This window comes from Streptomyces sp. NPDC001492 (assembly GCF_053597275.1).
Genome location: NZ_JBSFHW010000091.1, coordinates 1 through 18,334, shown reverse-complemented (window position 1 = coordinate 18,334; position 18,334 = coordinate 1). Strand labels below are relative to the sequence as shown.

Here is an 18,334-nt window from a genome sequence, read left to right as displayed (position 1 = left end):
AAAAATCGGGGGGTGCTGACACCAGAGCCGGGGCGGGCCCCCCCCCCCCCCCGGGGCCCCGGGACTGCGTCGATATGCGGCTCCGCCGCGATGGGGGTCCCCCCGCTCGAGCGAAGCCGAGAGTGGGGGAGCGACCAGCCACAACAAGCCCGCACCCGGCAACGGCGCTAGCAGACCTCTTCGAGATCCCGCCAATCCCGCGAGTCGGGACTATCGGCGACCCACCCGTCCAACAGCCCCCTGACCAGGGAAGCCGGGGCGGCAACGCCACACTCCCGCTCCGGCACCCACAGCTGCCCATCGGTCCGATGCCCCAACGGCCCCGGATGCCCGGGCTCACTGTGATCATGGGGATCCAGATGTTCCCCGTCCCCCTCATCCGACGGCATCCGGGACTCCGAGCACATACGGCACAGCAGCCGCACCGAAGACGACCAGTCCTCCGCGGCGAACCCCGCGTCCGCGGCCAGCTGCTCCAGCGCGTCCCGGTCCCCCTCGGTGGCGGCTTCAAGCAGCACCACCCAGGTGGGCACCGGCGAAGGCGCCCACAGCTCGATCTCGTCGAACACGGGGTAGGCATGCCCGGCGGCCGTGGTGCGCTCGCCATGGGGCACCCCGTCGTGCAGCACGACCTCGCCCCAGCGCCGCCCGGACGACGGCAGCGGAATCGACAGCACCTCGATACGCGCGGGGTCCAGCCGCCGCCCCCACACCACCTCGGCCTCCCCCTCCGGGGACAGCCGTACGGCAGCGCTGCCGAGCTCCATGCCGACGGGCTCGCCGTTCGCCGCGGCGGCCCCCGGCACCCGCAGCCCGTACGCCTGCCAGGCCCGCCGGGCCAGCGGCCAGTCCTGCAGGGCGGTGGCCGCGATGCCGACGTTCCACCAGTCGGGGGCGCCGGTCTCCCGGTCGAGCAGCGCGACGGCCCGCAGGCCTGCCGCGCGGGCCTGCTCCCAGTCGTGCCGGAACTTGTGCAGCAGGGCGAGGTTGAACCAGGACTCGGACAGCCACGGCTCCAGGTCGGCGGCACGTGTCAGCAGAGCGCCCGCGTCCTCGTACCGGCCGTCGCCGATCAGCGTGAACGCCCGGTCGGTGGCCTGCCGCCAGGAGGCGGAGGGCCGGTGCCGTCCCTTGCCGAAGATCCTCACGATTCCCTGCCAGTTCCGTGGAGTGGGCTGGCTAGTGCTGCCCCCGGACACACCCTCTCATTCGCATCCAACCACGTACGGCTGGAAGGGCGCTCATTACCCATGGGTTACCCAACCGCAGGCAGGGTCAGACAGTCCCGTGTGAGGACCCGGGCCAGCGATTCCACCACTTCGGGCGCATAGTCCCCGGCAGTGGCCAGCCGCAGCTCCTCCAGCGCCGTGAGGGGCCCGCCGGGCCCCGCGTCGCGTGCTTTCTCGTCGTATGCGTTGACGGCCCGCACGATCCGGGCGGCAAGCGGCTGCTCCCGGTAGGGGTCGGCCTGCCGCTCGACGACCACGGCGACCGCCGAGTCGACCCCGGTCTGGCGTACGACGGCCCCGCCGAGCAGGGCGATACGGCGCTGCTCGGCCGCGGGCAGGCCGGCGGTGGCGCCCGCCGGTACCGGGTCGACCAGGCTGAGCTGGCCGATGTCGTGCATGAGGGCGGCGTACTCCAGCACCGTCAGTTCGGGACGGGTGAGTCCGAGGTCGCGACCGACGGCGCGGCTGAGGGCGGCCACCCTGCGGGCGTGCCCGGCGGGTGTGTACCCGGCGATCTCGGTGGCGCGGGCGAGGGAGGTGATGGTCTGCCGGTAGGTGGTCCGCACGGCCGCGTACCGCTTGAAGGACAGCTGGGTCAGCAGGAGCGGCAGCGAGAACACGGGCAGCGCCCACAGCCCGACGACGGCGACCGCGAGGGCCATCACGGCGCCCGTGGCGCACACGGCCGAGCCGATGCCGAGGAGGGCGTGCAGCTCGTCCCGCAGCAGCGGGCCGAAGGGCCACCGGGTGCGGGAGTGGGCGAGTGCGGCGGCGAGCACGGCGTCGCACAGTGCGGTGAGCGCGAGGAGGGCGAGGAGCAGCAGGGCGTAGGCGGGGCCGCGCCAGGCGCCGAACGCCTCCCGGTTGTAGAGGGGTTGGAAGCAGACGGCGGCGAATCCGACGGTGAGCACGCGCCGCGCGAGATGGTCGAGCACGGGCCCCTGTCCACGGGCGATGTGCGGCACACTGCCGACGAGGGCGGCGGCGAGGACGACGGCGACGACCTGGGTGACGCCGTGGCGGGTGGGCTGCCCGGCATCCTCCCCGAGCAGGGCGTACGACATCGCGCCGGCGGCCCCGAGCGGCGCGGCCTCCCTGACCCGGGCGCCGGTCCAGCGGCTGAGCTCACCGATGGTGACGAGCAGTCCGAACGCAAGGGCCGTGGGGCGCTCCTCCAGGCCGGTCCGGTGGGTGACGGCGAGGGAGACCGCCGCGAGAAGGCCGGCGCAGGCGTGGATGACGAGCGTGAGCGGTGGCCGGCCGCTCATCCGAGCCCTCCGCGCCTACTGGAAACGGCCGCCCCACGCCCGGGCGGACGGAGCTGCTCCGCCCCGACCACCGGGCGCTCACCATCAGGGCCGCACCACCACGACCACCGGGCACTCATCCGTGACCTCCCGGCCGACTGGAGACATCCGCGGACACGGGCAGGCAGCGACGCTCCGCCACGGCCACCAGGCGCCCGTCCCCGGGCCCCCGGCCCACCGGGAACGGCCGCGGCGGGCACGGGCGGGCAGGGGCGCTCCACCGCGACCACCGGGCGCTCACCCGCGGGCCCCCGGTCGGCTGGAGACGGCCGCGGCCGGTGCGGGCAGGCGGGGTTGCTCCTCCGCGGTGACCGTGGGATGCCAGCCGCAGCGGCCGAGCGCCTGCACCAGCGCCGCGACCATGCGGGGGTCGAACTGCGCTCCGGCGCACCGCTCCAGCTCCTCCAGGGCGGCCGGGACCGGCCGGGCGCGCCGGTAGCACCGCGTGGACGTCATCGCGTCGAAGGCGTCCGCGACGGCCACCACCCGTGCCGACTCGGGGATCTGGCTTCCGCGCAGCCCGTAGGGGTATCCGCTGCCGTCAAGGCGTTCGTGGTGGTGGAGCACGGCGGCCCTGGCCTCGCCCAGAAAACCGATTCCGCGCACCATTTCGTGGCCGTACTCGGGATGCAGCTCGATCACCCGGCGTTCCTCGGGCGTCAGCGGCCCGTCCTTCCTCAACAGCCGTGTGGGGACGCCGAGTTTGCCCACGTCGTGCAGGATCCCGGCGAACCGGAGTACCTCGACGCGCTCGTCGTCCATGCCGAGTTCCCGGGCGATCATCATGGAGGCCTGGCCGACCCGCTCGCTGTGGCCGCGCGTGTACTCGTCCTTGATGTCGACGGCCTGCACCAGCGCCCGGATCGTCGCCTGGTGGGCGGCGCGCTCCCGGTGGTACTGCGTGAACACCCACCAGGACACGCACATCGGCAGCAGCACCAGCAGCGCGGCGACGGGCCCGTACGGGCTGCGCCACAGGACGGCCATCATCAGCCCGGCGAGGCCGTGCACCACCACCGGGGCGAGGGACCGTACGAACAGCCCGCGCCAGGCCCGGCGTACCGGCACCCGCTCGGCCAGCGCGCGGATCCCGCCGTCGAGGGCGGTCAGCACCAGGCAGAACGCCAGCACCGCGGCGCCCGCGGGCACGAGTGCGTACGGGAAGTCGGAGGCGACGACCGCGTCCCGCCCGCCCAGCGACCAGTGCACCCGGCCCGCGGCCCACACCCCGAGCACCAGCTGGGCGGCGCGCCAGCTCCGCCGCAGCCGTCGCGGCCGCTGGTCCACCCGGGACAGCAGCGCCCCCGGCAGCGCCACCAGGGCGGCGGCCGGGGGCGGCAGCAGAAAGGCACCGGCGAGCAGTACCGGATAGAACGTTCCGGCAAAGCGCCATCGGGCGGCGGCCTGCTCGCAGCCCGCGTACAGCAGGGCGAGCAGGGCGACCGCCCGCCAGGAGGTGTGGACGGCGGGCAGCGGAAGCAGACAGAGCAGCGCGCCGAGGACCGTACAGGCGACGTACGCGCGTGCCCGTGCCGGAACCGCCTCCATCACGCCCCTCCCGGCCGAACCTGCTCCGGCTGAGGAGACTAGGGCGGGCCGGGGGGAGTCCGCGGGCTTATGAACCGCGGATTAGCACGTTCGAGTGACGACAGCCCGTTCCAGGCATTCCGGACGACGGTCCGGGGGAGTTCAGGACTCCTGCGGGGTCGCGGTGATGTCGTGCTCGGGGACGGCCTGTCCCGAGCGGATCAGATCCAGCCGCCCCAGGACCTTGGCGCGCAGGTCGCTCGGTACGTCGTCATGGCCGCAGCACCGCTTGACCAGCTTCTTCACGGCCTGCTCCAGGCCGTACTTCTCCAGGCACGGCGAGCACTCCGTGAAGTGCTGCTTGAACTTGTCGCGATCGACGTCCGGCATCTCACTGTCGAGGAACTCGTAGAGATGGTCGAGGACCTCACTGCAGTCCGTCTCGTGCGGCTCTCCGCAGCTCATGAGCCCGAGCCTTTCGCTTCGTCCGACTCTCCGGCGCCGGCCGGGACCAGTCCGCGCTCGCGCGCGTAGTCCTCGAGCATGCCGCGCAGTTGACGGCGGCCCCGGTGCAGCCGGGACATCACCGTACCGATGGGTGTCCCCATGATGTCCGCGATCTCCTTGTACGCAAAGCCCTCGACATCGGCGAGGTAGACGGCGATGCGGAATTCCTCGGGGATCGCCTGGAGTGCTTCCTTCACGTCCGAGTCGGGCAGGTGGTCGAGCGCCTGCGACTCCGCGGAGCGCAGACCGGTCGACATGTGCGACTCGGCGCGGGCGAGCTGCCAGTCCTCGATCTCCTCGGCCGCGGAGCGCTGGGGTTCACGCTGCTTCTTGCGGTACGAGTTGATGAAGGTGTTGGTGAGGATCCGGTACAGCCACGCCTTGAGATTGGTGCCTTCGCGGAACTGGTGGAAGGACGCGTACGCCTTGGCATACGTCTCCTGCACCAGGTCCTCCGCGTCCGCCGGGTTGCGCGTCATGCGCAGGGCGGCCGAGTACATCTGGTCGAGGAATTCGAGCGCGTCCCGTTCGAAGCGCGCGCTGCGCTCCGCGGTCGACTCCGCGCTGACGCCCTGGCCCTCGGGCAGCTCCGCCTGGCCGTTGTCGGTCCCTGCGTCGGTACCGGTGACCGGACCCACCTCCTCAAGATTCCGGGCAGCACCGAAACCGGTGTCGCCAGAATCGGAGGATAGACGACGACCCGTCCCCGCCGCCCCTCGAATAGGGGTGGTCTTGGCCGCAGTCAGCACCGTCCAGTCCAGGTCAGTGCGGCTGCTGCGGCTCGGGCATACGGTCGAACCCATGCGGCGGACTTCCTCTCCCACGACGATCGGTGCTGGTCTCCAGCACTTCTGTCCGCCTCAACAGTGACCGCCCGCGCGGCATTCCCCGCCGTCACCCGAGTGACGCGGTCCACCGCGCGACGCCGTCCGTGATGATCTCCAGCGCCTGCTCCTGCGTGATCTCCGCCCGCTTGGGCACGGCGAACCCGTGATCGCCGTACGGGACCTCGACCAGCTCGTACGACCCTTTCGGGAACTCCTCGGGCCTTCCGAAGGGGTCGTTCCCGCCCTGTACGACGAGGGTGGGCACCCCGGATCCGAGCAGCTCCTCGGCGCGGGACTTCTCGGGCCTGCCCGGCGGGTGGAGCGGGAAGCTGAGGGCGAGGACGGCACGGGCGCCGAGTTCGGTGGCGGTGCGGCAGGCGACCCGGGCGCCCGCGCTGCGACCGCCCGAGATCACCGGCAGTCCGGGCCCGGCGAGCGCGGGCCAGATCCCGCGCCAGCCGAGGTCGAGCGTCTTCGGGGCGGGCGCCAGCTTCTTGCCGGCCACCCGCCACGGCTGCTCGACGAGGGCGACGGTCACTCCGTGTCCGGGCAGGACCTGGGCGAGGGCCCGGAGGTCCCTTGCCTCGATGCCGCCGCCTGCGCCGTGGCTGACGGCGAGGACGAGCCGCGGCCGCGCTGCGTGGTGCCAGGTGATCCGGGCCGGACCGGCGCCGGTCTCGACGTCCTGTGTCACTTCTGTCAGATCTGTCACATCAGAAAAGTGTGCCCTCTTCGGGGCCCTCGAGTTCCTTCAGCAGCTCCGGCCCGTTGTTGCGGACGTTGCTGACCGCGGTGGACACGGGGTAGGCGCGCATCAGCCCGGCGGGCGGCGGATCCAGCAGCGACCGCAGGTCCTCGGGCTCGGTGCGCGAGGGGTCGAGCCAGGTGTCCCAGCGGTCCGGGGTGAGCATCAGCGGCATCCGGGGGTGGATGTCGGCGAGCGCGTGCGGGCCCTCGGCCGGGGCGACGGCGAGCGGTGTCGTCTCCGCCTCGGTCGTGATCACGGAGCAGGTCACCCACCAGGCCTGCGGGTGGTCGTCCGGCAGGGTCTTGTCCCGCCAGAACTCGTACAGCCCGGCCATCGCGAAGACCGACCCGTCCGCGGGCAGCACGAAGTACGGCTGCTTGCGGGGCCGCTTCTTCTTCCCCTCGACCTCCAGGTCCCGCTCGCCCTTGCCGGTGACCCACTCGTAGTAGCCGTCGGCGGGGATGATGCAGCGGCGGGAGGTGAAGGCCCGCTTGTACGACGGCTTCTCATGGACGGTCTCGGCCCGGGCGTTGATCATGCGGGCGCCGCCCTCGGGGGTCTTCGACCAGCTCGGCACCAGCCCCCACTTCAGCTTGCGCAGCTGCCGAACCGGCCGCGGGTCGTCGACGTCCTTAAGAGGGCGGTCCAGGACGGCGTAGACCTCTTTGGTGGGGGCCACGTTGTAGTCGGGCGCGAGGGCTTCCTCGGGTTCCCACTTCTCGATCTCAAAGATTCCTGCGAGATCCTCGGGCCTTCGACTCGCTGCATACCGTCCGCACATACGTGCCACACTGCCAGATTCGACGAGACCCGAGGGAGCCCCCGCCGAACATGGACACCACCGCAACCGCCTCGCTCGCCTCCCTCTGGGACCAGGTCTCCGGCAGCCAGCCGGACCCCGACCTCTGGGTGGTGATCGCGACCCTGGTCGCCGCGCTGGCCGTGGTCGTCCCGCACAACGTCTGGCGCATCTCGCGCAACGCCATCACCATCGCCCACGAGGGCGGCCACGGCCTGATCGCCCTGGTCACCGGACGCCGGCTGACCGGCATACGGCTGCACTCCGACACCAGCGGCCTCACCGTCAGCCGGGGCAAGCCGCACGGCCTCGGCATGATCCTCACCGCGGCCGCCGGCTACACCGCTCCCCCTCTCCTCGGCCTGGGCGGCGCGGCCCTGCTCGCGGTCGGCCACACCACCCTGCTGCTGTGGCTGGCGACGGCCCTGCTCGTCGCCATGCTGGTGATGATCCGCAACGCGTACGGCGCCCTGACGGTGGTCCTGACCGGCGGCACGTTCCTCCTGGTGTCCTGGCTGGCGGGACCGCAGGTGCAGGCCGCGTTCGCGTATGCGGTGGTGTGGTTCCTGCTGGTGGGGGGCGTACGCCCGGCCTTCGAGCTGCAGGCGAAGCGGAGCCGCGGGGGCGCGGGCGACTCCGACGCGGACCAACTCTCACGCCTGACGCACGTACCGGCCGGGCTCTGGCTGTTCCTGTTCCACGCAGTGTCGTTGTGCTCACTGATAGGTGGCGGCCGCTGGCTGCTAGAGGTGTGACCAGCTGCTTTCAGGGGCGCGGGGCCGTGACATTCGCGGCTCCGCCGCGATGGGGTCCCCCCGCTCGAGCGAAGCCGAGAGTGGGGGAGCGACCAGCCACGATGGCGCCGCACCCGTACGACGGCCCGTACAACCCCCTGCTACTAAAGTGAACCCATGGCCCAAAACCCCGCCGCACAAACCGCCCTCTGGCCCGCCCCCCTCGCGAGCGGAGCCGTCGACGCGACGGTCCACGTACCGGGGTCCAAATCCGTCACCAACCGCGCCCTCGTCCTCGCGGCACTGGCAAGCGAACCCGGCTGGCTGCGCCGCCCCCTCCGCTCCCGCGACACGCTGCTGATGGCGGGCGCCCTGCGGGCGATGGGCGTCGGCATCGAGGAGGGCGTGGGCCCCGACGGCACCGGCGAGACCTGGCGGGTGCTCCCCACGGGCCTGCACGGCCCGGCCACGGTCGACGTCGGCAACGCCGGCACCGTGATGCGCTTCCTGCCCCCGGTGGCCGCGCTCGCCGACGGCCCCATCCGCTTCGACGGCGACCCGAGGTCGTACGAGCGTCCCCTGAACGGCGTGATCGACGCCCTGCGCGTGCTCGGCGCCCGGATCGACGACGACGGCCGCGGCGCACTGCCGCTGACGGTGCACGGCGGGGGGGCCCTGGACGGCGGCCCGGTGGAGATCGACGCCTCGTCGTCCTCCCAGTTCGTGAGCGCCCTGCTGCTGTCCGGCCCGCGTTTCAACCAGGGTGTCGAGGTCCGTCACATCGGCAGCTCCCTGCCCTCCCTGCCGCACATCCGGATGACCGTCGACATGCTGCGCGCGGTCGGCGCGCAGGTGGACACCCCCGAGTCGGGCGGCGAGCCCAACGTGTGGCGGGTGACACCGGGCGCGCTGCTCGGCCGGGACCTGACCATCGAGCCGGACCTGTCCAACGCGCAGCCGTTCCTGGCGGCCGCCCTGGTGACCGGCGGCAAGGTCGTGATCCCCGACTGGCCCTCCCGCACCACGCAGCCCGGTGACAAGCTGCGGGAGATCTTCACCGAGATGGGTGGTTCCTGCGAACTGACCGAGTACGGCCTGGAGTTCACCGGCTCGGGCACGATCCGGGGTATCGACGTGGATCTGAGCGAGGTCGGCGAGCTGACCCCGGGCATCGCCGCGGTCGCGGCCCTCGCGGACTCCCCCTCCACCCTCCGCGGCGTGGCCCATCTGCGACTGCACGAGACGGACCGGCTGGCCGCGCTCACCAAGGAGATCAACGAGCTCGGCGGTGACGTCACCGAGACCGCCGACGGCCTGCACATCCGCCCGCGCACACTGCACGGCGGGATCTTCCACACGTACGAGGACCACCGCATGGCGACGGCCGGCGCGATCATCGGCCTCGCGGTCGAGGGCGTGCAGATCGAGAACGTGGCGACGACGGCGAAGACCCTGCCGGACTTCCCCGACATGTGGGCCGGGATGCTCGGGGCGTAGGGACTTCCGCCATGCGCCGCTACGGCAAGCACACCGACGAGGACGACATCCGCAGCCGCCCGAACCGCAAGGGCACCCGACCCCGTACACACATCCGCCCCGCGCACGAGGACGCCGCCGAGGGCATGGTCCTCACCGTCGACCGCGGCCGGCTGACCTGCCTGGTCGACGACCGGATCGTGCTGGCGATGAAGGCCCGCGAACTCGGCCGCAAGGCGGCGATCGTCGGCGACCGGGTGGCCCTCGTCGGCGACCTGTCCGGCAAGAAGGACACCCTCGCGCGCATCGTCCGCATCGAGGAGCGCACCTCCGTCCTGCGCCGCACCGCCGATGACGACGACCCGTACGAGCGCGTGGTCGTCGCCAACGCCGACCAGCTCGCCATCGTCACCGCCCTGGCCGACCCGGAACCACGGCCGCGGCTCATCGACCGCTGCCTGGTCGCGGCGTACGACGGCGGCCTGGAACCCCTCCTGGTCATGACCAAGTCGGACCTCGCCCCGCCCGACAAACTCCTCGAGCTCTACGGCCACCTGGACATCCCCCATGTCGTCACCAGCCGCGAGGAGCTGGAGAACGGCGACGCGGCGGACCGCGTGCGCGAGCAACTCGACGGCAGGATCACGGCGTTCGTCGGCCACTCGGGCGTCGGCAAGACAACCCTGGTCAACGCGCTGGTCCCGGAGGACCGGCGGCGGCTGACCGGCCATGTGAACGCGGTGACCGGCCGCGGCCGCCACACCACCACCTCGGCGCTGGCGCTCCCGCTCAGCGGCGACGACGGCTGGGTGATCGACACGCCGGGCGTGCGGTCCTTCGGCCTCGCCCACATCGACCCGTCCCGGGTCATCCACGCCTTCCCCGACCTGGAGGCGGGCACGGAGGGCTGCCCGCGCGCGTGCAGTCACGACGAGCCGGACTGCGCGCTGGACGAGTGGGTGGCCGAGGGCCACGCGGACCCGGCCCGGCTGTACTCGCTGCGCCGGCTGCTGTCCACGCGGGAGCGCACGGAGGGCGACTGACCTCCGCGGGGTTTGTGAGGCGCCGACCCCGGTAAGTGCATAATCGCACCGAGCCGGACATACGGGAGGACAGCACATGGCGTGGCTGCTGGTAGTGGTGGCCGGATTGCTCGAGACGGGTTTCGCCGTGTGCCTCAAGCTCTCCCACGGTTTCACCCGCCTGTGGCCGACGATCGCGTTCTGCGCCTTCGCCCTGGGCAGCTTCGGCCTGCTCACCCTGTCCCTGAAGAAGCTGGACGTCGGCCCCGCCTACGCCGTGTGGACGGGCATCGGCGCGGCGGGCACCGCGATCTACGGCATGGTCTTCCTCGGCGACCTGGTGTCGACGCTGAAGCTGGTCTCGATCAGCCTGGTCATCGTGGGCGTGATCGGCCTGCAGCTGTCGGGTTCGGCGCACTAGACGTCCACTGGAGGCCCCTACACGACCTCCCGCACCCGCGGGAAGTGGCAGGCCACCCCGTCCCCCTCGAACTCCGGCACGTCATGGGCGCACCGCCCCCGCTCCTCCTCGGCGAGTGAGGCGTACAGCGGGCAGCGCGCGCGGAAGCGGCAGCCGTCGTAGCGGCGGGTCGGGCTCGGTGGGTCCCCCGCGAGCAGAATGCGGGTCCGCTGCCGTTCCCGCTCCCGCTCCGGGTCGGGGAGGGGTACGGCGGAGAGCAGGGCCTGTGTGTAGGGGTGCCGGGGGCGTTCGAAGACCTTGTCGACGGGGCCCGCCTCGACGGTGCGGCCGAGGTAGACGACGCTGACGCGGTCGGCGATGTTGCGGACGACGGACAGGTCGTGGGAGACGAAGAGACAGGCGAGCCCGAGGTCCTCCTTCAGGCGTTGCAGCAGCTCCAGCACCCCGGCCTGGACGGAGACGTCCAGCGCCGAGACCGGTTCGTCGAGGACGAGCAGTTCCGGCTCGACGGACAGCGCGCGGGCGATGCCGATCCGCTGGCGCCGGCCGCCGGAGAACTCGTGCGGGAAGCGGTCCGCGTGTGCCGGGTCGAGGCCGACCCGGGTGAGGAGTTCGGGGACGCGGCGGGCGATGACGGCGCGGTCCGCGATGGGGGCACCGCCCGTGCCCTTAAGGCTACGGGGGAGTGTGCGCAGGGGCTCAGCGACGATGTCACCGACGGGCATCCGGGGGTCCAGGGAGGCCATCGGGTCCTGGAAGACGATCTGGATGCGGCGCAGGGCTTTGACCTGCTGTTTGGTGAGCTCGCCGGGCCGCTGCCCGAACGGCTCCACCGACCCGCCCTCGGGCCTGGCCAGTTCGAGCAGTTCGAAGAGCGTCGTCGACGTCCCGGACCCCGACTCCCCCACCAGGGCCAGCGTCTCGCCGCGCCGCACGTCGAGGTCGACGCGGTCAACGGCGTACACCGTGCCGACGCGGCGCTTGAAGGTGGTGCCCTTGAGCAGGGGGAAGGTGCGGGTGAGGTCGCGGACCTCCAACACCGGTTCTCCGACCGGGGGTTGAGGCTCGCGCGGATCGTCCAGGCGCGGGACCGCGGCCAGGAGCCGGCGCGTGTACGGGTCCTGCGGGCGCCCGAAGACCTCCACCGCCGTACCCGACTCCACGACTTGCCCCTCGTACATCACGGCCACCCGGTCGGCCATCCCCGCGATCACCCCGAGGTCGTGGCTGACGAGCAGGACCGCGGCGCCCGTCTCGCGCTGGGCGGTGCGCAGGACGTCCAGGACCTGGGCCTGGATGGTGACGTCGAGGGCGGTGGTCGGTTCGTCGGCGAGGATCACGTCCGGTTCGTTGGCCATCGCCATGGCGATCATCGCGCGCTGGCGCATGCCGCCGGAGAACTCGTGCGGGAACGCCCGTGCGCGCAGGGCGGGTTCGGGGATGCCGGCGAGGTCCAGGAGCTCGACGGCGCGTGACAGGGCCGCTTCACGGGTCACGTCCTGATCGGCCCGTACGGCTTCGGCGATCTGGTCCCCGATCCGGTACACCGGTGTGAACGCGGACAGCGGGTCCTGGAAGATCATCGAGACACGGTTCCCGCGGATCCGGGCCAGCTCCCGTTCCCCGGCGCCGACCAGCTCCTGCCCGTCGAGCCGAACCGAGCCGCGTACGGCCGCGTTCCCCGGCAGCAGACCCAGCACGGCCAGCACGGTCGCCGACTTCCCGGACCCCGACTCGCCGACGAGGCCCAGCACTTCACCCCGCTGGAGCGTGAGGTCGACCCCGCGTGCGGCCGCCCGGCCGCCGAAGTCGACGTCCAGACCGGTCCCCGCGAAGAAGAACATCCACGGGTACGTCACCGCTGCCCGGTCCCGGAGGCCATCAGCGTGCCGAGCGACACGTCGGGCGGCTGCACGCCGAAGCCGAAGCAGGACAGTGCGGTCTCGCTCATCACGGCGGCGCCGACCTGGATGGTGGCGTCGATGATCAGGAAGGACGGGAAGACCAGCAGCAGGTCGGTGAGGAACATCAGCGCCCGGTCCGCCCAGCCGCCGAAGTACCCGGCGCAGGCGCCGACCAGCGAGGCGAGCCCGGTCGACACGACGGCCACCAGCAACCCGATGATCAGCGACTTCTGCAGCCCGCGCACGGTCTGCGCGAACACGTCCGCCCGATCCGGTTGGTGCCCCACCAGTGGTCGGCGCAGGGCGCGGCCCGCAGGGCGGTGTAGTCGATGTGGCTGTACGACCACTGGGTGGCGAACGGGCCGAGGAAGGCGATACGTCACCATCGGCAACTTCGAGCTGACCAGCTTCCGTTGGGTCGACCAGGTGTTCCGCTCGGAGGCGTACCCGATCTACCGGCAGACCTCCGGCAAGAACCTCTACGAGAACTACGGCTCGGTCAGCTCCCCGGAGATCGACGCCCTCCTGGCGAAGGCGAGCGAGACGACGGACCAGACCGCGGCCAACAAGCTCTACAACCAGGCCGACGCCAAGATCTGGGAACTCGGCCACTCCGTCCCGCTCTACCAGCGTCCCCAGATCCTCGCCGTCCGCTCGAAGCTGGCGAACTACGGTGCGAGCGGGCTGGAGGACCGCGTCGACTACACGAAGGTGGGCTGGCTGAAGTAGGCGGAGCTCGGCGGCCGCTCAGGCCATCTGCCGGGGCAGGGCGGTCCGCACCAGGTCCTTGACCCCGCCCTCCCCCGGCGGTGCGGCCACGCACGACAGCGCGAGCCGCACCACCAGCTCGCAGGACCGGGCCAGCTCGGCGGTGTCCGCCTTGTGCACACCGGGCCCGGACAGCACCGCGACCGCTCTGTCCCGGACCATCGCCACGAAGTCGCCGGGTGACGGCAGCGGACCGTCCGCCCGGCGCTGCGCCGGCACCGCCGAGGAGGACGGCACCGCGGACAGCGTCGGCGAGGGCAGCCGTTCACTCCAGCAGCCGGTCAGCATGGCCCGTACGAGTGCGTTCTCGCGCGCCGTCGACGCGGTCCATTCGGCGGTCGCGGTGAGCCGGTCGCGGGCGTCGCTGTGGGCGGCGAGCGCACGTTCGACCCCGGCGAGATAGCCGTCCGCCTCCCTTCTCACCAGCGCCCTGGCCAGCCCCTCCTTGCTGCCGAACTCGTTGTAGAGGGTCTGCCGGGACACTCCGGCGGCCGAGGCTACGTCCACCATCCGTACGGCGGACCACGATCGGCGCGCCAGCGCCGTGTACGCGGCGTCCAGTAGGGATTCCCGCGCTGCAGGCATCATCGCCTCCCAGGGGCGAGCGGCTCTGCGCCCAGATTTGACGCGCACAAGGGCACTGTCAAGGGTTCGCGAGCGCACGCGGGGGCGCCTCCCGGCCGCCGTGTGCCGCCCCCGAGGGCAGCAATGTGCCGCCAAACCGTGAGCATGGCCTGGTGGCCCCACCGCGACCTCGCCGGATAGCGTTCGTTCCATGCCGGACTACCTCGACGATCTCCGTTTCGCCCACGTCCTCGCGGACGCCGCCGACGCGGCAACGATGTCCCGCTTCAAGGCGCTCGACCTCAAGGTCGAGACGAAACCGGACATGACCCCGGTGAGTGAAGCGGACAAGGCGGCGGAGGAGCTCATCCGCGGCCAGCTCCAGCGCGCCCGCCCCCGCGACGCGGTCCTCGGCGAGGAGTACGGCCTGGAGGGCACCGGCCCCCGCCGCTGGGTGGTCGACCCGATCGACGGCACCAAGAACTACGTACGCGGTGTCCCGGTGTGGGCCACCCTGATCTCCCTGATGGAGGCGGGCGAGACCGGCTTCGAGCCCGTGGTCGGCGTGGTCTCCGCGCCCGCGCTGGGCCGCCGCTGGTGGGCCGCGAAGGGCCACGGCGCCTTCACGGGCCGCAGCCTCTCCTCCGCCTCCCGTCTGCAGGTCTCCCGCGTCGCGAAGCTGTCGGACGCCTCCTTCGCGTACTCCTCCCTGACCGGCTGGGAGGACCAGGGCCGGCTGGGCGGCTTCCTGGACCTGACCCGCGAGGTGTGGCGCACGCGCGCGTACGGCGACTTCTGGCCCTACATGCTGGTCGCCGAGGGCGCGGTCGACATCTGCGCCGAGCCGGAGCTCTCCCTCTGGGACATGGCCGCCAACACGATCATCGTCACCGAGGCGGGCGGCACCTTCACCGGCCTGGACGGCCGCCCGGGCCCGCACAGCGGCAACGCGGCCGCCTCGAACGGCCTGCTGCACGACGAGTTGCTGGGGTATCTCAACGAGCGCTACTGACGAGCGCTACCGAGGAGCACCCGCAAAAGCACAGATGAGCGCGTGCGCCCTCAATTGGCCGCACGCGCCCTCTTGTTGACCCCCGCTTTACCTGCGACCCTGAGAGTCCCCCCACTTGTGAACTTGTGAATCCTGGAACTAGCGCCGGATTCCCTAGGAGGTGGCTCCGTCCATGCTCGTCCGCGACGCCATGAGTACGGTGGTTCTGACCATCGGCCCCGCCCACACCCTCCGCCAGGCCGCAGCCCTGATGTCCGCCCGCCGGGTCGGCGCGGCCCTGGTCCTGGACCCCGAGGCCGGCGGTATCGGCATCCTCACCGAACGTGACATCCTCAACTCCGTCGGCCTCGGCCAGAGCCCCGACACCGAGCGGGCCCACGACCACACGACCAACGACGTCGTCTTCGCCGCCCCGTCCTGGACCCTGGAGGAGGCGGCCCGCGCCATGGCCCACGGCGGCTTCCGCCACCTCATCGTCCTCGACCACGGCGAGCCGGCCGGCATCGTCTCCGTCCGCGACATCATCCGCTGCTGGGCACCGGCACGGCAGCACGTGCCCGCCTGACCACGCAGGGGGACCGGAGACCAGGTTAGACCGAGTCCAATTCGAGCAGCGATCCAAACTCACACCTGTTCGGAAAATGGTCCCCCTGCTGTTAGGCTGGATTTCATGAGCGACCTTCTGGAACGGCTGCGCGGACGCGGATGGCGGATGACCGCGCAGCGGCGCGTCGTGGCCGAGGTTCTCGACGGCGAGCATGTGCATCTGACCGCCGACGAGGTCCATTCCCGGGCCGTCGCCAAGCTGCCCGAGATCTCCCGCGCGACCGTCTACAACACGCTGGGCGAGCTGGTCTCCCTCGGCGAGGTGCTCGAGGTCTCCACCGACAAGCGCGCCAAGCGGTACGACCCGAACGCGCACCGGCCGCACCACCACCTGGTCTGCGCCCAGTGCGGCGCGATCCGTGACGTCCACCCGAGCGGCAACCCGCTCGCCGACCTCCCCGACACGGAGCGCTTCGGCTTCACGGTCTCGGACGTCGAGGTCACGTACCGCGGCATCTGCCCGAACTGCGCGGCGGCGTAACCAGCCTCCGCACCCCAGGGCACGGAAACACCAAGAGCACGGAAACACCGAGGGCCGGAATCCATTCACTGGATTCCGGCCCTCGGCCTTCAGTAGCGGGGACAGGATTTGAACCTGCGACCTCTGGGTTATGAGCCCAGCGAGCTACCGAGCTGCTCCACCCCGCGTCGATGAACGCAACATTACGTGAAGCCCGCGACCAGAAGCAAATCGCTTACGACGAGCCCGGCGCAGGTCAGAATTTTCAGCCCGTCCGGCGTTTGGGGACGAGGCCGTCCAGGCCGACGGGGTCTGGGGGCGCAGCCCTCAGGGCGGGCGGCCCACCGCGGGCCACTACGCCGACAGCTCCTCCAGCAGAGCGTCCCGCAGCCGAGCCGCCCGCTCCGACACCTCCGCCGGCCCCAGGGACACCGCCCGGTCCGCCCACCGCTGCCCCTCCGCGAGCTCCCCACGACGCGCGTAGACCAGGGCCAGCCGCAGCGCGGCCCGCCCGTGCCCCGCGTCGGCGGCCCGTGTCCACCACACGGCCGCCTCCGGCTCGCTCCCCTCGCGGGCCAGCAGCAGCCCGAGGTTGAAGGCTCCGTTGCGGGACCCGGCCTCGGCGGCCGTGCGGTACCACCGCGCCGCCTCCACCACGTCACCGCGGGCCGCGGCCATCATCCCGACCCGCACCTGCGCCCGCCGGTGCCCCTGGGAGGCCGCGCGCTCGTACCACTCCTCGCACTCGGTCTTCTCGTGCACGGACTCCCCGAGCTCATGCGCGGGCGCGGGCGGCCGCCGGGCGTCCAGGACGGTCGCCAGCCGGTACGCGGCCTCCGCACTGCCGCCTCCTGCCGCGCAGCGCAGATGCCGCTCCGCCGCGCGCTCGTCCCCGTCCCGCAGCCGCGCCATGCCGACCTGAAGCGCCGCCTCGGTGTGCCCGGCGGCCGCGGCGCGCTCGTACCAGCGCAGCGCGACCTCGTCCTCGGCCCGCCCGGCGTGCAGGATGCCCAGGTTGAACGCGGCGTCCACGCTCCCGGCCTCCGCGGCCTTGGAGAACCACGGCTCGGCGCCGGTCGTGTCGCCGCCCTGCAGCAGCAGGATCGCCAGGGCGTTCGCCGCCTCCCGGTGTCCGGCGTACGCGGCCCGGCGGTACCACTGCTCGGCCTGCGCGGTCCGTCCCTGCGCGGCGCAGAGCAGCCCGAGGTTGTAGGCGCCGTTGTCGTCGCCGGCGTCCATCGCGGCGCGGTACCAGCGCTCGGCGGTCTGCGTCTCCCCGCGCTCGGCGTGGAGGGCGCCGAGCGCGTTGGCGGCGTTGCCGTCGCCGTCCTGCGCGGCCCTCAGCCACCACACGGCGGCGCTCTCGGTGTCTCCGGCGTCCCGCAGCAGGAACCCGAGCGCGCAGGCCGCGCGCGCCTCGCCGTCCTTGGCGGACGTCAGATACCAGCGCCCCGCCTCCTTGAGCTCACCGCGCTTCTCCAGGATCGCGCCGAGGTGCAGCGCGGCCCGCCGGTGTCCGCGCGCGGCGGCCTGCCGGTAGAACTGCTCGGCCTGAGCCAGCAGTCCGACACCGTTGTCGGCCTCGTCCTCGCCCTGGTGGGCCACCCTGCGGTCGAGTGCGCGCGCCAGGCGGTACGCCGCCTCCCGGTGCCCGCGCTCCGCCGCGGCCCGCATCCAGTCCTCGGCTCCGCTGTCCCCTCGGTGCTCCAGCAGGTCGGCGAGCGCGTAGGCGCCCAGGGCGTGCCCCTGTTCGGCGGACTGCCGCAGCCAGTACTCGGCGGCGGGCTCGTCCCCGCGCTCGCGGTGATGACGGCCCAGCGCATGTGCGGCGGCAGCGGACCCGGCGACGGCGGCGATCCGCCACCAGCCGGCCGCGTCGTCGGCGTATCCGCGCTGGTGGAGAAGGACTCCCAGGTTGTTGGCCGCGGCACGGTCCCCCGCGGCGGTGGCGGCACGCAGATGGGGCTCGGCTCCGTCGAGATCACCACGGCGCAGCAGCATGGCCCCGAGGACACTCATTGCCTCGACGTCGCCGGCCTCGGCGGCGAGCCTCTGACGAACTTCCTCGACGGCCTCCTCAGCCACCTCCCCGGCTTCGCCCGGTTCGGAAGGCTGCACAAATCGCCCTGTCTCGAACAGAGTTGCCTTGTCCCCCATAACGTCCATCGTCGCACCACCTGCAACCTGGGTACACCTGGTATACCGCAGCCAGTGAGGTCACTTCAGCGTTTTGTCGACATGCCCACAGAGAGACAAGTCAAACACAGTTCCCCCAACTCCCGGAGGCGGCATGACGATCCCCCTGACCGGCACATGCGTTCGCACATCACGAAGGCCCGGATCCTTGAGGATCCGGGCCGTCGACTGCAGTAGCGGGGACAGGAAGATATGAATATAACACCTATTAAAAACATTAACCAACC

General features: G+C 71.9%; 19 protein-coding genes, 1 tRNA gene and 1 pseudogene. 8 read left to right on the top strand and 13 right to left on the bottom strand.

Annotated features, from left to right (window positions below; translation table 11 throughout):
- Positions 1–167: 167 nt before the first annotated feature.
- The 7 genes from ACWC1K_RS49660 to ACWC1K_RS49630 form a co-directional block, all read right to left on the bottom strand.
- On the bottom strand, positions 168–1,148 hold the full coding sequence (locus ACWC1K_RS49660; protein ID WP_450840695.1) for a tetratricopeptide repeat protein: 981 nt from the start codon (positions 1,146–1,148) through the stop codon (positions 168–170).
- A 107-nt stretch (positions 1,149–1,255) separates the two neighbouring features.
- On the bottom strand, positions 1,256–2,497 hold the full coding sequence (locus ACWC1K_RS49655; protein WP_450840694.1) for an HD-GYP domain-containing protein: 1,242 nt from the start codon (positions 2,495–2,497) through the stop codon (positions 1,256–1,258).
- 276 nt (positions 2,498–2,773) lie between these two features.
- Complete coding sequence (locus ACWC1K_RS49650; protein ID WP_450840693.1) at positions 2,774–4,084, bottom strand: HD-GYP domain-containing protein; 1,311 nt, start codon at positions 4,082–4,084, stop codon at positions 2,774–2,776.
- Positions 4,085–4,225: 141 nt separating this feature from the next.
- Positions 4,226–4,528 carry a mycothiol system anti-sigma-R factor gene (gene rsrA, locus ACWC1K_RS49645; RefSeq protein ID WP_351474582.1) on the bottom strand — a complete coding sequence of 101 codons (303 nt, stop codon included), beginning with the start codon at positions 4,526–4,528 and terminating at the stop codon, positions 4,226–4,228.
- On the bottom strand, positions 4,525–5,208 hold the full coding sequence (gene sigR / locus ACWC1K_RS49640; RefSeq protein WP_450763467.1) for an RNA polymerase sigma factor SigR: 684 nt from the start codon (positions 5,206–5,208) through the stop codon (positions 4,525–4,527). The genes rsrA and sigR overlap by 4 nt, the downstream gene beginning before the upstream one ends.
- Positions 5,209–5,464: 256 nt before the next feature.
- A complete protein-coding gene (locus tag ACWC1K_RS49635; RefSeq protein WP_450840698.1) occupies positions 5,465–6,091 on the bottom strand; it encodes an alpha/beta hydrolase family protein in 627 nt (208 codons plus the stop codon).
- A 19-nt stretch (positions 6,092–6,110) separates the two neighbouring features.
- Positions 6,111–6,926 (bottom strand): SOS response-associated peptidase, encoded by an 816-nt coding sequence (locus tag ACWC1K_RS49630; protein WP_450840691.1) that lies wholly within the window; start codon positions 6,924–6,926, stop codon positions 6,111–6,113.
- A 50-nt stretch (positions 6,927–6,976) separates the two neighbouring features.
- Between ACWC1K_RS49630 and ACWC1K_RS49625 the strand changes: the two genes are divergently transcribed.
- The 4 genes from ACWC1K_RS49625 (at position 6,977) to ACWC1K_RS49610 (ending at position 10,597) form a co-directional block, all read left to right on the top strand.
- Positions 6,977–7,699 carry a M50 family metallopeptidase gene (locus ACWC1K_RS49625; RefSeq protein WP_450840689.1) on the top strand — a complete coding sequence of 241 codons (723 nt, stop codon included), beginning with the start codon at positions 6,977–6,979 and terminating at the stop codon, positions 7,697–7,699.
- Positions 7,700–7,855: 156 nt separating this feature from the next.
- The gene (gene aroA / locus ACWC1K_RS49620; protein WP_450840688.1) at positions 7,856–9,175 is read left to right on the top strand and encodes a 3-phosphoshikimate 1-carboxyvinyltransferase; all 1,320 of its coding nucleotides are present in this window, start codon (positions 7,856–7,858) and stop codon (positions 9,173–9,175) included.
- An 11-nt stretch (positions 9,176–9,186) separates the two neighbouring features.
- On the top strand, positions 9,187–10,197 hold the full coding sequence (gene rsgA / locus ACWC1K_RS49615) for a ribosome small subunit-dependent GTPase A (protein ID WP_450840686.1): 1,011 nt from the start codon (positions 9,187–9,189) through the stop codon (positions 10,195–10,197).
- A 76-nt stretch (positions 10,198–10,273) separates the two neighbouring features.
- Positions 10,274–10,597: a DMT family transporter gene (locus ACWC1K_RS49610; RefSeq protein ID WP_450840684.1), complete on the top strand. Its 324-nt coding sequence runs from the start codon at positions 10,274–10,276 to the stop codon at positions 10,595–10,597.
- 17 nt (positions 10,598–10,614) lie between these two features.
- Here the strand turns inward: ACWC1K_RS49610 and ACWC1K_RS49605 are convergent, their stop codons facing one another.
- On the bottom strand, positions 10,615–12,441 hold the full coding sequence (locus tag ACWC1K_RS49605) for a dipeptide ABC transporter ATP-binding protein (protein WP_450840696.1): 1,827 nt from the start codon (positions 12,439–12,441) through the stop codon (positions 10,615–10,617).
- A pseudogene (locus ACWC1K_RS49600) lies at positions 12,427–12,877 on the bottom strand (ABC transporter permease); the annotation flags it as partial. The pseudogene ACWC1K_RS49600 and the gene ACWC1K_RS49605, both read right to left, overlap by 15 nt.
- 50 nt (positions 12,878–12,927) lie before the next feature.
- On the opposite strand from ACWC1K_RS49600, the gene ACWC1K_RS49595 reads away from it, so the two are divergent.
- Positions 12,928–13,230 (top strand): hypothetical protein, encoded by a 303-nt coding sequence (locus ACWC1K_RS49595; RefSeq protein WP_450840682.1) that lies wholly within the window; start codon positions 12,928–12,930, stop codon positions 13,228–13,230.
- 18 nt (positions 13,231–13,248) lie between these two features.
- Here the strand turns inward: ACWC1K_RS49595 and ACWC1K_RS49590 are convergent, their stop codons facing one another.
- Entirely contained in the window at positions 13,249–13,854 is a 606-nt protein-coding gene (locus tag ACWC1K_RS49590) for a TetR/AcrR family transcriptional regulator (RefSeq protein ID WP_450840681.1), read from the bottom strand.
- A 190-nt stretch (positions 13,855–14,044) separates the two neighbouring features.
- On the opposite strand from ACWC1K_RS49590, the gene hisN reads away from it, so the two are divergent.
- The 3 genes from hisN (at position 14,045) to ACWC1K_RS49575 (ending at position 15,932) form a co-directional block, all read left to right on the top strand.
- The gene (gene hisN / locus ACWC1K_RS49585) at positions 14,045–14,845 is read left to right on the top strand and encodes a histidinol-phosphatase (protein WP_123967359.1); all 801 of its coding nucleotides are present in this window, start codon (positions 14,045–14,047) and stop codon (positions 14,843–14,845) included.
- Between the two features lie 172 nt (positions 14,846–15,017).
- The gene (locus tag ACWC1K_RS49580) at positions 15,018–15,410 is read left to right on the top strand and encodes a CBS domain-containing protein (protein ID WP_450840679.1); all 393 of its coding nucleotides are present in this window, start codon (positions 15,018–15,020) and stop codon (positions 15,408–15,410) included.
- A 105-nt stretch (positions 15,411–15,515) separates the two neighbouring features.
- Positions 15,516–15,932 (top strand): Fur family transcriptional regulator, encoded by a 417-nt coding sequence (locus ACWC1K_RS49575; RefSeq protein ID WP_115906041.1) that lies wholly within the window; start codon positions 15,516–15,518, stop codon positions 15,930–15,932.
- A gap of 93 nt (positions 15,933–16,025) precedes the next feature.
- Here ACWC1K_RS49575 and ACWC1K_RS49570 read toward each other — a convergent pair.
- The 3 genes from ACWC1K_RS49570 to ACWC1K_RS49560 form a co-directional block, all read right to left on the bottom strand.
- Positions 16,026–16,099, bottom strand: a tRNA-Met gene (locus ACWC1K_RS49570).
- 166 nt (positions 16,100–16,265) lie between these two features.
- The gene (locus ACWC1K_RS49565; protein WP_450840678.1) at positions 16,266–18,077 is read right to left on the bottom strand and encodes a sel1 repeat family protein; all 1,812 of its coding nucleotides are present in this window, start codon (positions 18,075–18,077) and stop codon (positions 16,266–16,268) included.
- 51 nt (positions 18,078–18,128) lie between these two features.
- The coding region (locus ACWC1K_RS49560) for a hypothetical protein (protein ID WP_450840677.1) at positions 18,129–18,334 on the bottom strand (206 nt) is incomplete at its 5' end.